Origin of the sequence: Nocardioides sp. T2.26MG-1 (assembly GCF_950101795.1) — a bacterium.
Taxonomy (GTDB): Bacteria; Actinomycetota; Actinomycetes; order Propionibacteriales; family Nocardioidaceae; genus Nocardioides.
In genome coordinates this window covers 1-15326 of record NZ_CATNLZ010000002.1, presented here as the reverse complement: position 1 = coordinate 15326, position 15326 = coordinate 1, and the positions used below count along the sequence as shown (strand labels likewise).

Genomic DNA, 15326 nt, shown 5'->3' with positions numbered 1-15326 from the left:
GGGCCTCCCTCGGCACGGGCCGGTAGCATGCCGGACCGTGACCTCTGGGGGAATCGTGGACGTAATGCAGGACCGGGGCCCTGCCCCGTTGACGATCGAGGAGGCAGCGACCTTCCAGGCCACGGCGCAGCGGATCGCCGGGGCCGTCAACGGCTTCATGCAGGGCAAGGCCGAGGTCGTGCACCTGGCACTGACCTGCCTGCTCGCCGAGGGTCACCTGCTGCTCGAGGACGTCCCCGGAGTCGGCAAGACCTCGCTGGCGCGCAGCTTCGCCGCGGCGCTCGGGGCGCCCTGGCAGCGGATCCAGTTCACCCCCGACCTCCTGCCGGGCGACGTGACCGGCGTGTCGGTGTTCCACCAGGACACCAGCAGCTTCAACTTCCACCCCGGCCCGATCTTCTCCAACATCGTGCTGGCCGACGAGATCAACCGTGCGGCGCCGCGGACCCAGTCGGCCCTCCTCGAGGTCATGGAGGAGCGGCAGGTGACGGTCGACGGGCGCCCCTATCCGGTGCCGCGGCCGTTCCTGGTGATGGCGACGCAGAACCCCGTCGAGATGGACGGCACCTATCCGCTGCCGGAGGCCCAGCTCGACCGCTTCCTGGTCAAGACCACGGTCGGCTATCCCGACCACGCCGCCGAGGTCCGCGTGCTGCAGGCCGAGCACGCCGGCACCGGCGTGGGCCACGTCCCCCAGGTGAGCTCGCCCGGCGAGATCGCCTCCCTGGTCGCGGCGGCACGCATGGTGCACGTCGCGCCCGCCGTGTTCGACTACGTCGCCTCGCTGGTCGGCCACACCCGCACGATGCCGCAGCTGCGGCTCGGCTCCTCGCCCCGTGGCGCGATCGGACTGCTCCGCACCGCCCGGGTGCGGGCCGCGCTCGACGGCCGGCACTTCGTCGTGCCGAGCGACGTGCAGGCCCTGGCGCAGCCCGTGCTCGCCCACCGGATGCTGGTGAGCCCGTCGTTCGAGGCGTCCGGCGGCTCCGCCGCCGATGCCGCCGCCGAGGCGGTCGAGGCCGTGCAACCGCCGCCGGGGGACGGCCAGCGATGACCGTGCGCGGCGCCGGGCTGGTGCTGGCCGCCGCAGGTCTCTCAATCTGGGGGTGGCGGGCGAACTGGCCGGAGCTCGTGGCGCTCGGTGCCGGCGCCGGCGCCCTCGTGGTGCTCGCACTCCTCGCCACGCTGCGCACTCCGCGCGGGACCGTCCGCCCGGACCAGGCGTCGGTGCAGGTCGTCCGCGGCCAGCCGGCAGAGGTCGGACTCAGCCTCGAGGTCCGAGGCCCACGCCGCTGGCTGCGCGTCGTCGACGGCCCGGTGCGCGCACCGTTGCGATCGGTGCGGCTTCCTCGCTCGGCTCGCACCGGCGCCGCCTCGCTACGGATGCCGGTCGACACCAGCGAGCGCGGTCAGCGTCCGCTCGGGCCGTACTCGCTCGTGCACGGCGACCCCTGGGGCATCGTCCGCCGGGTCGTCGCGTCGGCCGACGGCGGCGTGCTGACGGTGCGGCCGAGGTCACTGCGGGTCCGTCGATCCTTGACGACGGCCTTCCGCGAGGGCGAGTCCGACTCCGCGAGCCGACGATCCGGGGACCAGCACTTCCACGCGCTGCGCGACTACGTGCTCGGCGACGAGCCCCGTTCTGTGCACTGGCGTTCGTCCGCGCGGGCGGGGAAGCTCGTCGTGCGCCAGCAGGTCTCCGAGGCCTCGACCGGCACCACCATCGTGCTCGACGTCGACGGCTCGGCCTACGCGACGAGCGGCCGGTTCAGCACCAGCTGGGACACCGAGCGTTTCGAGTCTGCGGTCGAGGTGGCCGCGTCGCTCGCCACCAGCCAGCTGGGGAGGGCCGAGCAGGTGCACCTCGTCACCACCGCCCGAGGAGCACGCGTGACGAGTGCGTCCGCGGGCGCTGCCGGCAGCCTCCTCGACGCCCTCGCCACCGTCCAACTGCTGCCGCCGGTCGACACGGCGGCGGACGAGCTGCCCGTCGTCGTCGCGCGCACCCGGGCCGCCCACACGATCGTGATCACCTCGGTCCCGGACCCACGCACGGCCGGCTCGCTGCGTCGGCTGGCCACCATCGCCCCGCTCACGGTCGTCCGCGTCGGCGCCGACGCGGCGGGCGGGAGCCTTCCCGGGGTGCGCGTGGTGGACGTGCCGGACGCCGCGGGCTTGGGGGACCTGTGAGCGCGGCACCGGGAGGGGGCATACGGACCGCTGCCGCGGGCGCGTGCTGTGCGGTGGCATCGCTGGCCTACTCCGGGGCGGTATCCCTCTTCGCGTTGCTCGCCTTCGTCATCCCCGCCGTCGTCGTCGTGATCGTGCTGACGGCCGCGGCCGCTCGGCTCTCAGTCCAGCTTGCGGCGGCCTCCGGCCTCGCCGCGGCGCTGGCGGTCGCCGAGGTCGTGAACCTCGTGTCGGGGACGGGGCACGGCCCCGCAGCGCGATCCACCTTCGCGGCGGCCACCTTCACCGCTCTCGCTGTGGCGGCCGTGCGCGGCCCCGCGCCGGCGCTGTTCACAGCCGGGGTGGTGGGCGTCGTCGGCGGCGCACTCGGCCTCGGCGCGGGCGCCGAGGTCGCTCCGGTCGCCGTCGCCACCGCCGTGGTCACGACCATCGCGCTGGCTGTCGTCGAGGGCCAGAGCCGGCGGTGGACCGGCCGCGCACCCCATCTGATCGCGGTTGTCACCTTCGCAGTGCTCATCGGCGGCCTGTCGGCGGCGATCGCCCTGCAGGCCGACCGCCGACTCGAGGGCGAACCTGCCGTCCTGGCGCCCGGGGCGGTGGACCAGTCGATCCAGCCGCCCTCGGTGCTCGGTGATCCCGACCCTCGCCCGACGCCGTCCCGCGCACCCGCCGACTCGACGGCCGAAGTCGACACGCCGCCGACCGACTCCGGTGCACCCCTGCGCGCGATCTGGCTGACCGTGCTGGCAGCCCTGCTCTCGGCGCTCGTGGCTGCGACGCTTCGCGTCGCCTGGGTCGCCCTGGCCTGGCGGCGCCTCCGGCGCCGCCTTCGGCGCGGCACGGAGACGGAGCAGATTGCCGGAGCGTGGATCTGGTCCACGCGTCGACTGCGCGCCGCCGGCTTCGCCCTCCCCCGCTCCCTGCCGGTCGACGCCGCGGCTTCTGGCCAGAGGATCGCCGCGTTGCCGCGGACCCTCCGGCAACCGCTGCGACAGATCGCGTCCTCGACGGTCAGCGCGGTCTACGCGCCGACGGGTGTTCAACCCCGGGACGTGCCGACGACGTGGTCAGCAGCCGACGACGTCGCCCGCAGTGCCGTCAAGGGGCTCCCTGCTGGCCGACGACTCGCCTTTGCCGTCCGTTCTATAGACTCGACGCCGTCCCATCCCGCCGCACCAGTCACCGAGGAGAGCAGCTCGTGAGTCCTCGGCATCCGCGCGCTGGCGCCCGAAGGGCCGAGGACCCGGCCAGCCTCCCCTGGCAGGGATACGCACCGCTCGATGCGTCGCTGGGGTACCGATTCAGCGCAGCAGCAGGAGACGTCGCCGAGGGGGTCCGGCGGTGGAAGTCGTGGACGTACCTCGCGGTCGAACAGGTGAAGAACCAGTACCGGCGGACGGTCATCGGACCCTGGTGGCTCACACTGCAGACGGCCGCCTACGTCTTCGGACTGGCGGTCTTGTTCGGCTCGATCTTCCACCAGCCCCTCGACGAGTTCGTGCCGTACGTCGGCGGCGGCTTCATAGGATTCACGCTACTGGCTGGCCTCACACGGCAGGCGGCGGACGTGTTCGTCGACAATGCCTCGGCGATCGCGAGCACACGACAGCCGTTGTCCTTCCTGGTGTTCCGGGCGGCCACGGTCGAGCTTCTCCAGTTCGGCCACAACCTCGTCATCATCGTTGCCTTCGTCGTCGCAGGCCTCGTGCCGCTCAGCTCCCAACTACTTCTGATCGTGCCGGCCGTGATGATCATCGTGCTGAACGGCGTGACACTCGGACTCTGGCTCGGGCCGACTGTCGCGCGATTCCGCGACGTCGGGCCGTTCGTCGCCTCCATCCTCCAGGTCATGATGTTCTTCACCCCGGTCTTCTGGCGAGTCGACGAGCTCCATCCTGACAGCAGGAGCGCTCTGATCGGTTGGAACCCGTTTGCCCACCTGCTCGCACTGTTTCGAGACCCCTTGTTGGGTGACTACCCGTCGGCATTGACTTGGACGGGGGTGGCCGCGGTGAGTGCAGGGAATGTCATCCTGGCCATCTGGGTGTTTGCCCGCAGCCGATCGCACTTGCCATACTGGGTCGCCTGATGCCTTCAGTCTCGCTGCGCGGCGTTCGCGTCGAACACCAGTTGCTCTCGGTGCGCGACTACAACCTGAAGAATCGAGTCGTCCAGACAGCGCGACGCCGATTCCAGGAACCGATCGTCATCGCGGCGCTGAAAGCGATCGACCTCGACATCAGGGAGGGCACACGGCTCGGGCTGGTCGGACCGAACGGCGCCGGAAAGTCCACGTTGCTCTCGGTGATGGCTGGGCTACTGCCGCCGACGCACGGTTCCGTCCAGGTGGACGGTCGCGTCCTGGCCCTCCTCGGCAGCGCAGCGGCGGGACTGGACCAGGAAGCAACTGGGCGCGACAATATCGTCAGCATGGGCGTGCAACTGGGCGAGTCTCCTCGCGCCATGCGCAGCCGGATAGACGACATCGCCGACTTCAGTGGCCTCGGTGAGCGGATCCTACATCCGGCTTACTCCTACTCCACCGGCATGCAGACACGGCTCCGGTTCTCGATTCTCACGTCGCTGCGTCCTGACATCCTTCTCCTCGACGAGGGGTTGGGCACGGCCGACGCTGAGTTCACCGCGCGGGCCAGTCGCCGGCTCAACGAGTTTCTGTCGTCGGCCGGGATCCTCGTCCTCGCCAGTCACGGCGATGCGTTGCTGAGAGAGCAATGCACGGATGCAGTGTGGCTCGACTCAGGGGCGGTTGCTTCCAGAGGCCCCATCGATGCCGTACTGACTGACTATCACGCCAGTTACGTGACCGCTGCGGGACTGTGACGGCGCGATGAGCGATTCCCGGGGCGACACCCGCCAGACGTCGACAGGCCGGGCGGCCGGTTCAACGACCGTCTCGGACACCACGTCCGGCGGGCCCGTCGTGGTGCTCGGCATGCACCGTTCCGGGACGAGCCTGACAGCGCACATCCTCGGTGACCTCGGCTGGTACCTCGGCCGACCGGAGGAGTTGCTCGGGCCCCGCGAGGACAACCCGGACGGGTTCTTCGAGCGCGCCGACGTCCAAGTGCTGAACGACCGGATCCTGTCCCAGGTCGGCGCCTCGTGGGACGGACCCCCTGGGCCCGACGAACTGCTCGGGCTCGGCGACGAGGTCGACGAGCACGTCGCAGCCCTGATCGCGTCCATGGGGAAGGACGCGGGCGCATCACCGTTCGCCCTGAAGGATCCCCGGCTCTGCGTCCTCTGGCCACTCTGGGAGCGGCAGCTGCCACCGTCAGCCAGGTTGGTCTTGACCTTCCGTCACCCAGCCGAGGTCGCTGCCTCCCTGCAGAGGCGCGACGGCATGCCCCTGGTCACGGGGCTGGCCCTCTGGGAGGAGTACGTGCGCCGGGCACTCGCTGCCGCGGAGGACCGGGGTGCCGTCGTGGTCCGCTACGGGGACCTCCTCGAACACCCAGACGAGGTCATCGAGAGCTTGGCCGAGGCACTCGGCACGACCGTCCCCCCCGACCGGCCGAAAGCCGTCCGCCCCGAGCTCTATCGCAACAGAAGCACCGTCGAAGTCGTGCCGCTGACGGCGAGCCAGCGCGAGCTCTGGTCCTGGATCGAGCAGGTGCCCAGATCGGTCGACCGAATCGATCCAGGCGACGTCCCCGGCAATCAGAGCGAGTCGTCGACCGAGCTGGTCAGAGGTCGTCGCCACGCGGCAACACTCCAGGCAGAGGTCGGGCTACTCCGGCGCTCGCTGGCGGAGTCGGAGTCCGAGCTGAAGCGGCATGCGGAGCAGAACTCGGCGTTGGACAAGGCGCTTCACCAGTCCCGTCAGGCAACCGCGGAGGCACTCCGACTGGAGCAAACGCTTCGAGGGTCACGCGACGCGAACGCTGAGGCGCTACGAGCGGCGACGATCGAGCTCGCCGTACTCCGAGATCGCGTGCGGCACCACGAGGCGGTGCGCACTCGGCAGGAGGCAGAGATCGAGCGCGACTCGGCCAGGCTGATCGCTCTGGTCGAGGAGCGCAAGCCGCTGGACGAGCACGTCGAGGCCCTCCGAGTGCGACGCCTCGAGCAGACACGGCGCATCGAGGCTCTCGAGTCGGAGACGCAGGAGGCGCAAGCCCACCTCGAGCGGTCCCGAAGCGAGCTCGCGGCTGCTCTGGCAGACAACGACTCGCTCGCGCAGGTGTCGCGCGCGAGGGAACGGGTGCTCCGCTTCGAGCGCGAGCAACTCCTCCGCGCGGTGAGTGTGCTCGAGGCGCAGCGCCGGGCCGAGGAAGCCGCGGGCCGCGCCATGCGAGCGTCCAGGACGTGGCGGTGGGGGCGCAAGCTCGCCAGGCCGCTGGGACGGGACTCGACGCGGGACGAGGAAACGTGATGCGGTCAGAGCCAGCAGCCATCTGGGAGCCCGCAGTCGCGCCCGAGGAGCTTGCGGAGGTCGCAGCCAGCGGTGCGGTCGACGAGGAGTGGTACCGCGTGCACTACCTCGATGTGGCCGAGGCCGGCGCCCCTCCCCTGATCCACTACCTGACCCAAGGGTGGCTCGAGGGACGCGACCCCGGACCAGGCTTCTCGACGCAGTACTACCTCGACTCCAATCCAGACGTTGCGGAGAGCGGGATGAACCCGCTGGTGCACTACGCCCTGTACGGGTGGCGTGAGGGTCGCCTGCCTCGGGCCGACTTCGAGTCGCTCGATGCCCCGGGTCTGGACGACTTCTCCCCGCTCACGGTCGAGCTCGCAGGCGCGACGGCCATCGCGGCCCCGAGCGAACCCGAGCCCCAGCCCATCCCGGCGCCCGACGCCAGGCCGGTCCTGCCGTCGCTCGCTGAGCGGTCTGAATCGCCCGCGGCCTCACCTCCCGGCGCGACTGCGTTGCGGACGGTCGCGTTCTACCTGCCGCAGTTCCATCCGATCCCGGAGAACGATGAATGGTGGGGCGAGGGTTTCACCGAGTGGACCAATGTCGTGCGCGGGACGCCGTCCTTCGACGGGCACCGGCAGCCGAACGTCCCGGGAGAGCTGGGCTACTACGACCTACGGGATCCTGCGATCATGCGCCGGCAGGTCGAGCTGGCCGTCCTCCACGGGATCTCCGCGTTCTGCTTCTACGCCTACTGGTTTGCCGGGAAGAGACTCCTGGACCGTCCGCTCGAGGCATTCCTCGCCGACGACTCGTTGGACCTCGAATTCCTGGTGTGCTGGGCGAACGAGAACTGGACCCGCACCTGGGACGGCAGAGCCGGGGACGTGCTCATCGGACAGAGTCACTCTCCGGAGGACGATCTCGCCTTCATCGCGGAGATGGCCCACTATCTCCGCGATCGCCGATATGTCCGGGTCGACGGCAAGCCCGTGCTGCTGGTGTATCGACCCTCACTCCTTCCCGACCCGGCCGCGACAGCCGCCCGGTGGCGGGCCTGGTGTCGTGACAACGGCATCGGCGAGATCCTGCTGGCCTACGTCCAGTCCTTCGACAAGGCAGACCCAGCCGACTTCGGCTTCGACGTCGCGGTCGAGTTCCCGCCCAACAACACCGGCCCACATCGCGTGTCGGAACTCGAGGCGACGCCGGGTTTCGAGGGACAGGTCTACGACTGGGTGGAACTGGCCAGCCGGAGCAACAGCTACGCCGAACCGTCCTACCCGGTGTGGCGCGGGGCATGTCCCTCGTGGGACAACACCGCCCGACGCGGGAAGTCAGCGGCCATCTTGTGGGGCGCCAACCCGGAAGGCTTCCGACAATGGCTCCTCAACGCCGGCGCGGAGACCATCGCCCGCTGCGAGCCTTCCTCGCGGTTGGTCTTCATCAACGCGTGGAACGAGTGGGCCGAGGGCGCCTATCTCGAGCCGGACGAGGCCCAGGGCTACCAATGGCTCCACGCCGTCCGTGACGCGCAGACCACGTTGGCCGACGGTCCGGTGGGCACCCATGGCACGGGAGTCATCGTCGTCACGCACGACATGCACCCGCACGGTGCGCAACTGCTGGCGCTCGCGATGACCCGCACCCTGGGCCGCTTCGGGCTCCACGTGGAGGTGGTGGCGCTCGGCGAGGGCGAGCTCGCATCCGAGTTCGCCAGGACCGCGCCGCTACACGTTCTGGCGCGCGACGACGACGCCACCGCCGAGATGCTTGCTGATCGACTGGTCCAACGCGGATTCACCACCGCCATCTGCAACACGTCCGTGTCCGGTGGCTTCGCTTCACGACTGCGTCAAGCCGGGGCCGACGTCACCGGTCTTGTGCACGAACTGCCAAGCGTGCTCTCCGACCCAGCGGTAAGCCAGCGCGCGGAGTCCTTGACCAACGGCGCACATCGGATCGTGTTCCCCGCCGACAAGGTTGCGCGCGACTACCCCTACGCACTGCCGCGGGACACCGACGAGATCATCCGCCCTCAAGGGATCTATAAGCCGATCGCCGGAGAACGATCCGCGGCTCATCGCCAAGCGCTGCGCGAGCGGTTGGGATTGCCTTTCGACGCGACAGTGGCCCTCGGAGTGGGGTACGGCGATCATCGCAAGGGCCTGGATCTCTTCGCCGAGATGGCCGCCACCCGGCCCACCGCCGCGGACGGCAGCGCCGTCCACTTCGTGTGGGTGGGCCGTCACGACACCTACGACAGGCGCATCGTCGACGCAATCGCAGCGGCCGGCTCGGACAGGCTGCACCTCGTCGGTTACGTCTCGGACACAGAGGTCTACTATCAAGCCGCCGACGTGCTGGTCCTCAGTTCGCGAGAGGACCCTTTCCCCAGCGTGGTGCTCGAAGCACTCATGTGCGGGCTCCCGGTCGTGGCAGGACGCGACCGCACAGGACAGGATGACCTGATCCTCCGATCTGGTGGACGGTTGGTCGAGACCTTGACAGGCGAGTGTCTCGTCGACGGGGTCATCGATGCTGTCAGCTCGGACTCGCCCGCCGACGCGCACACCCGCCGGCAACTTGTGATCGGCGAGTTCAACTTCCAGCGCTACATGCTCGACCTGCTCGCTGCAACGCCCGCCGCGCTTCCTCGCGTAAGCGTCGTCGTGCCCAACTACAACTACGAGCGGTTCATCGGCGACCGGCTTCGACAGGTGCTCGACCAGACGTTCCCGATCTACGAGCTCATCGTGCTCGACGACGCGTCCACCGACGACAGCGTGACAGCCATCCGCGAGGCGATCGCGGACGCGATACCACACGTGCGTGTCGTCGTGAACGAGGAGAACAGCGGATCGGTGTTCGCCCAGTGGCGGTTGGGGTCGCAGCTCGCCACCGGCGATCTGGTGTGGATCGCCGAAGCCGACGACGTCGCAGACCCCATGTTCCTCGCGTCGCTTGTACCAGAGTTCTGGTCATCAGGAACCGCCATGGCCTACAGCGAATCGAGACAGCTCGACGCCGACGGAACCGTCCTCGCCCACCACTACCGTGAGTATGTTGCAGACATCCACGCGCGTGACTGGACCCGGCGCTACCGCACCTCGGGCCGTGACGAGATCACGGAGTGCCTCGCCATTCGCAACACGATTCCCAACGTGAGTGCCGTGCTGTTCGACGCCACCACCCTTCGCCTGGCGATGGAGCGGGTGGACCTGAGCGAACTGCCGACCGCTGGAGACTGGCGGGTCTACCTCGAGGTGCTGCAGCACGGCGACCTCGTGTTCGTGCCCCGCGCGCTGAATGGACATCGCCGCCACCAGCACAGCGTCGTTGCGAGCGGCCTCGGGCGGCGACACCTGATGGAGATCATGACCATGCAGGCCGACATCGCCGATGCGTTCCCCGTGTCCGCGCCTGTGCGGCGCCTGGCGGTCGCCTATGCCGAGCGCCTCTACGAGCAGTTCAACCTCGGACCCTCCACTGCGCTCCATCACGATGAGCAGTTCGCATCCTTGGCAGCGAAGATCACTTCCAGCAACAGGACTCGAGACGGCGATCGACACGATGCGGCCGGGCTCGACAAGGGCGCGAGCGGGCATGGAACGGCCTAGCGCCGGCGCGCTCAGCGGCGATGCGACCGGCGCCTTTCTCGACGACGTCTCGTGGACCCAACTGACGCCGTGGCGCGACGAAGTCGTCCGTCTGGACAGAGAGCTCCGCCCAGACTTAGGCAACCTGGCCGACCTCCTGCGGCGGATTCCAGTCGCGATCTGGGGCCAGTTGCTCGATGCGCCCGAAAGGCACTTCGGCCGAGCCGACCTACTCCTCCCTCGGATGCCGGACGCCTCACTTCAAAAGGAGTGGACGGGTCTGTCGGGTGGTCAGCTCCTACGACAATCGGTTGCCCACATCGACCAGGTCGTTCTTGCCTGCGCCGAAGCAGGAGTGAGACCGACCGATGCCAAGGTGCTCGACTTCGGTGTGGGCTGGGGGCGCCTGGCGATGCTGTGGTTGAAGTACTCGAAGCCCGAGAACCTTACGGGCTGCGATGCGTGGGAGTCCAGTTTGGAGGAAGCTCGGCAGTTGCGGGTCCCCATCGAGCTCATCTTGAGCGACCCTCTCCTCGAGACCTTGCCCCTAGCCGAGAACAGCCTGGACGTTGTCTACGCATTTTCTGTCTTCACGAGCCTCGGGCCCCAGGCATTTCCATCGTGCCTGGCCGGGCTGGGACGGATGGTCAGACCGGGAGGCGTCGCCGTCTTCACGGTGCGACCACCTGAATACTGGTCCCTCCGCTCCGACTGGGAGGGCGCACTGCGGGATGCGGAGCATCGGGAGTTCTACTTCCACCCCTACCCGGGCCAACACGATTACGGCGACACCTCCGTGTCCCTGAGCTACCTTGATCGAGCCTGTCTCGCGAGCGGGTTCGAGCCCCCGCTGCTCGAGTGGGTTCCCGCTGACCCTCACCAGGTTGTGGTACGAGCCCGTCGAGCACCCGCCTGAAGGTTTCTCCACGGCAGAGCCCGTGACCATCCGACCCCGCACTCTAGAAGGAGCTTCGCGCGATATGCGAGTTGCGTATCTCGCCGGCCAACGTGCCATGACGCACTACGCCGGCACCGACACCAAAGCCCTGTACGCACGCGTCGGGCGGAACACTGGGAACATGGCATTCACGACTGCGATTGCCGACCAGTTGGACGCCGAAATCTCATTCCGGGGGTGGTCGACGTCACCGGAGTTGTTGGCTGAAGCCGATCTTGTCGTGATGCCCTGCGCCAACCAATTCGGCTCGCACACCGACCTGGGACAGTTGGGCGACCTCCTGCTCGAAGCCGACGTACCCGTGCTAGCTATCGGTCTTGGCGCTCAGTCGTCGGCCGCCACCGACGACGCCGAACCGACTCCGGGCACGCTTCATTGGGCGAGGGCCGTCGCGCGGCTGCGCTACTCGGACACGCCCAACATCCTTGTCCGAGGCGAGTACACGAGGTCGCAGCTGGCCAAGCACGGGATCACTTCGACGGAGGTGATCGGCTGCCCGTCCCACTTCCTGTCCGGGCGCCGAAACCTCGGTGAGTCGATCGAGAGTCGTGTCACGGGCACGGAGCCGGAGCGGATCGCGACACTGGCAGCCCGATCCACGGCGAGCAACCTCAAGGTCGTGGATCAGATCATGGTGAGTCTGGCAGCCGGTTCCACGCAAGGACTCCCATGGGTACTTCAGGAGGAGCTCGAGCTCATCGATCTCGCCCGTGGAAAGGACGTGGATCCTGCTGATCTGGCCCGGCTCACCAGGCATTTTGCCCCGGGGCTAGACCCCGAGCTCTTCGAGCAGTGGGCGAGATCGAATGCGGTCGTGTTCTTCGAGATCGAGGCATGGATCGAGCACATGCAGCGCTTCGAGGTGTGTGTCGGGCCCCGCTTCCACGGCGCGATGATGGCCATGCAGGCGGGCACGCCCGCTGTCGTGGTCACACACGACAGCCGCACCAAGGAGCTGTGCGACACGACAGGGCTTCCGAGCGTGCCTGCCCAGGACCTTGAAGACCAAGGGCCGCGTGCGATGTGGGCGACGCTGCGCTCATTCGATGGTCGTGCATTCGACGCCAATCGAGCCCAACTCGCGAAGACCTACGTGACGCTCTTGAAGGGCCATGGTCTGGCGGCCCGCGGAACGCTCGCCGCACTAGCTCGATAGTGCTGATCGACGAGGCCTGCCGATCGAACCCATCCGCCGCCCGCCAGCTCGGGCCCAGGCTATGAGTGCCAGGAGCCCTTGTGCAAGATGTACACCTCAGTCATCGGGCCCATGATTGCCAAGCGGCGGGATTGCCAACGACGTACCTCGACATCGAACTCGGTCTCTCGACTGATGAGCAATGGCAGGTCGTAGCCGTAACGCCAGGTGACGAGAGCTCCTTGGTCCGGATGCTGCGGGTTGCCGTGGTACTCGGGCTCCCCCACAACGCGAACTCCGTCGCTCTCACGAAAGGCGACCTGTTCACTCCGCAGACGGCCTGCGTAGGTCGGGGCCGTGAAGATGCAGTATCCGCCGGGTCTCAGCGTACGCCAGACCTCACGTAGCGCGTCGAACGGCCGGTAGATGTGCTCCATGACGTCGAGGTGCAGCACGAGGTCGAAAACACCCGACGCAAATGTCTGCGACTCAATATCCTCGTTTCGCAGGGTTCCGACCATCCTGCCGAACGGGACGTCTGGGAAGTAGCCAGATCCGACGTAACCCCGCACCTCCTGGCGAAGCCAGAGTGTAAAGCCGCGGCCCGTGGGCGCGACCTCGTGAATGTCCATCCTCCGCAGACCGTCGCGGCCGAACAAGTCATGGGCGACAGCGCTGACAGCTCGCTCACGTGGCACGCATGCACCAAGAGGACAATCACCGGACTTGAGGGACGAACGGCACGAGTAATAGTCATCCGGCGCCTCGAAAGATCGCTCACTGTCACAAGCTCGACAGGCAGCCGTGAAACAGACGGACGCGTCTGGAGCAGACTCGTCCCGATGCGAGTTCATCACAAGCTCCCCTTGCCCGGAGCAGCCATGAGGCACCTCCGCACTCATGCGACGCCGCAAAGTCGCACCACATTCCCTTGCAACCCACTCGGCGCCACGTCCTTGGCTGTCTCAGCCTGATAGGTCGTCCCGCGTAAGTGTAGGCGGATCGCCGGGCGATCGACCCCACATCCGTCGACTGAAGCCACCGCCCCATCCAGAAAGCCCGACGGTGAGCACACCGCCCGCTCCGCCGCGGTTCTCGAATACCGAGAATGCGCGATGTTCATGCCGCTGGGTGTCCGATTCCTTGCTCGATCACGACGATGGCGCGCCCATATGGGCGATGCTTACTGCTACCCGCGAGGCCGCCCCGCCGAGCCGGCGAGCCGCCGAGCCGGCGAGAGGGCACAGATGAACGTCAACGAAGCCCGCCGCAAGAGTCGACGCCGTGTACTCGAACCTTTCGGGCAGGCACCGTGATTTCCGCCCCTCAGGAGCTCTCCCGCCTCCAGCCCACACCGTCGCGCGGAACGGGCGGCGGCTTTCGTTGCGCCCTCGACTCTGCGGAACCCGTTGAGATACAGTCTGGCCCGCGGCATGCGGTGGCCGATGACTGCGCCAAAGTCGGGCGATGGCGAGGCTCTCCGTCTCCCGCCTCGGATCAGACGACGCAGGGTCCCGCCGATAGACTAGATACAACTCTTCGAAGGCCAAGGGGGACCGCGTGTCCGACTACACCACGCTTCTCAACTCTCTTCTTCCGAACTTCTTCTGGTTCCGTGATGGGCACTTCCAATCGGGCGACGGATTTCGAGTGCGTGGGACGGTAGTTCTGGGACCCAAGCTTTCGCCCGGAGAGATCGAAGCTTTCGTCAATGGAGAACGCGTGCCGTGGCGTCAACTCGAGAGCGCCTACGCGGAAGATAAGTTCTGGTTCGTACCCGAGAGTCGGCGATTCGGGGTTGAGTTGACCGTTCCCGCGAGGCCCGACCTATTCAACGTGACGATCTGCCCCACCGGTACGCCCGAGGCCGAGCGGGATCGTTTCACGTTCGCTCAGTACGCCTCGTGGGACTCCATCGACCCGACGCCGCCAGTTGCCAATATCGAGCGCGTATCCGGCAAAGGCGCGACTGCGTACAACTACCACAATAACGGGCGCTCGGATTATCTACGTTTCGTCAGTATTGCGGCGCAATATTCCGCGGTTGGTAGCGAACACAAGAGGATTCTTGACTGGGGATGCGGCTGCGGGAGGCTCAGTCGGCACTATCAGGAGTCCGGCGCCGATATCACGGGCATTGACATCGACCCGTACAACGTGGCGTGGTGTTCGGAGAACCTCCACCCAGGAAGGTTCGAGACGGTGGACCTTATGCCCCCCACCAGTCTGCCCGAAGACACATTCGACGTCGTCTTTGCGAACTCTGTGCTATCCCATCTCACGGCCGAAGCCATGGATGCCTGGCTGCACGAAATATCACGAATTCTTCGCCCCGGTGGCCTCGCGCTACTCTCATACCACGGGGACTTTAGCCTTCTTGGTTTCGCCTCAAGGACCGAGAGCTTCGTGAGACAGGTATTGCACGATGGATTCAATTCCCAACTCAAGGCCAACGAGGTGAACGACGTCATCTCCGACCCGGAGTACTACCGCCACACGTTCATGACTGACGAGCACGCGATGAGCCTCTTCAGGTCACACTTCGCAGTCAGAGAACAGATCACTGGGGTGGTATCTCGCTTCCAGAACCTGGCAGTGTTGTCGCGAGAGACGTGAGGCGCGCCATCTCACTTCTTCGGGTCGTCGGACACCCTCTGTCGACCCCAGCAACACCACGCCGCGGCGCCAAGCCTCGGCAGCCAGTACGACCTTCCGGGCGAGGTCCGACTCGTCACCAGCGCTGAGCCACTACGAGCAGGTTCGGCGATCCTCTGCCGACGACCCGCGACGACTATAGGAGCGTCGGGTGCACCGTCGCGCATACACTCCCTCTACATGAGCACCCTGCCTATTGTGTACGAGGCTTCGGGCCATTGTCCGATCCTGACTCGTGCCACTTGACCGTGGATCGGTGACCGTTGTGGCGTCTTCGCAGGTGAGCGCGTTGCGGCGTCGCTGATTGACACACCCCGGGGCTCGGTAGGGTCCGGCCGGTGGTGTTCGTGCGGAGGTCCCCGGGTCGATCGGGTAGCACGAAGGTGCAGATCGCTGAGCGCCGTGATG

Annotated in this window: 11 protein-coding genes; 10 read left to right on the top strand and 1 reads right to left on the bottom strand. The window is 67.4% G+C overall.

Features of this window, described 5'->3' with window-relative positions; all coding sequences use genetic code 11:
- Positions 1-37 precede the first annotated feature (37 nt).
- From QQZ14_RS04980 to QQZ14_RS04940, 9 genes are all read left to right on the top strand, one after another.
- On the top strand, positions 38-1054 hold the full coding sequence (locus QQZ14_RS04980; protein WP_284533109.1) for an AAA family ATPase: 1017 nt from the start codon (positions 38-40) through the stop codon (positions 1052-1054).
- Positions 1051-2190, top strand: a complete 1140-nt coding sequence (locus tag QQZ14_RS04975) for a DUF58 domain-containing protein (protein ID WP_284533108.1) — start codon at positions 1051-1053, stop codon at positions 2188-2190. Before QQZ14_RS04980 ends, QQZ14_RS04975 begins: the two co-directional genes overlap by 4 nt.
- A complete protein-coding gene (locus QQZ14_RS04970) occupies positions 2187-3392 on the top strand; it encodes a hypothetical protein (RefSeq protein ID WP_284533107.1) in 1206 nt (401 codons plus the stop codon). Before QQZ14_RS04975 ends, QQZ14_RS04970 begins: the two co-directional genes overlap by 4 nt.
- Positions 3389-4279 (top strand): ABC transporter permease, encoded by an 891-nt coding sequence (locus tag QQZ14_RS04965; protein WP_284533106.1) that lies wholly within the window; start codon positions 3389-3391, stop codon positions 4277-4279. Before QQZ14_RS04970 ends, QQZ14_RS04965 begins: the two co-directional genes overlap by 4 nt.
- The gene (locus QQZ14_RS04960) at positions 4279-5031 is read left to right on the top strand and encodes an ABC transporter ATP-binding protein (protein WP_284533105.1); all 753 of its coding nucleotides are present in this window, start codon (positions 4279-4281) and stop codon (positions 5029-5031) included. The genes QQZ14_RS04965 and QQZ14_RS04960 overlap by 1 nt, the downstream gene beginning before the upstream one ends.
- Before the next feature lie 7 nt (positions 5032-5038).
- Positions 5039-6586: a sulfotransferase gene (locus QQZ14_RS04955; RefSeq protein ID WP_284533104.1), complete on the top strand. Its 1548-nt coding sequence runs from the start codon at positions 5039-5041 to the stop codon at positions 6584-6586.
- The gene (locus tag QQZ14_RS04950) at positions 6586-10191 is read left to right on the top strand and encodes a glycoside hydrolase family 99-like domain-containing protein (protein WP_284533234.1); all 3606 of its coding nucleotides are present in this window, start codon (positions 6586-6588) and stop codon (positions 10189-10191) included. Before QQZ14_RS04955 ends, QQZ14_RS04950 begins: the two co-directional genes overlap by 1 nt.
- On the top strand, positions 10178-11086 hold the full coding sequence (locus tag QQZ14_RS04945) for a class I SAM-dependent methyltransferase (RefSeq protein ID WP_284533103.1): 909 nt from the start codon (positions 10178-10180) through the stop codon (positions 11084-11086). Before QQZ14_RS04950 ends, QQZ14_RS04945 begins: the two co-directional genes overlap by 14 nt.
- Before the next feature lie 97 nt (positions 11087-11183).
- Positions 11184-12284: a polysaccharide pyruvyl transferase family protein gene (locus QQZ14_RS04940; RefSeq protein WP_284533101.1), complete on the top strand. Its 1101-nt coding sequence runs from the start codon at positions 11184-11186 to the stop codon at positions 12282-12284.
- Between the two features lie 59 nt (positions 12285-12343).
- On the opposite strand, the gene QQZ14_RS04935 is transcribed toward QQZ14_RS04940, so the two are convergent.
- Positions 12344-12895: a class I SAM-dependent methyltransferase gene (locus QQZ14_RS04935; RefSeq protein WP_284533100.1), complete on the bottom strand. Its 552-nt coding sequence runs from the start codon at positions 12893-12895 to the stop codon at positions 12344-12346.
- A gap of 928 nt (positions 12896-13823) precedes the next feature.
- Here QQZ14_RS04935 and QQZ14_RS04930 point away from each other — a divergent pair.
- The gene (locus tag QQZ14_RS04930; protein ID WP_284533099.1) at positions 13824-14879 is read left to right on the top strand and encodes a class I SAM-dependent methyltransferase; all 1056 of its coding nucleotides are present in this window, start codon (positions 13824-13826) and stop codon (positions 14877-14879) included.
- Positions 14880-15326: the final 447 nt, after the last annotated feature.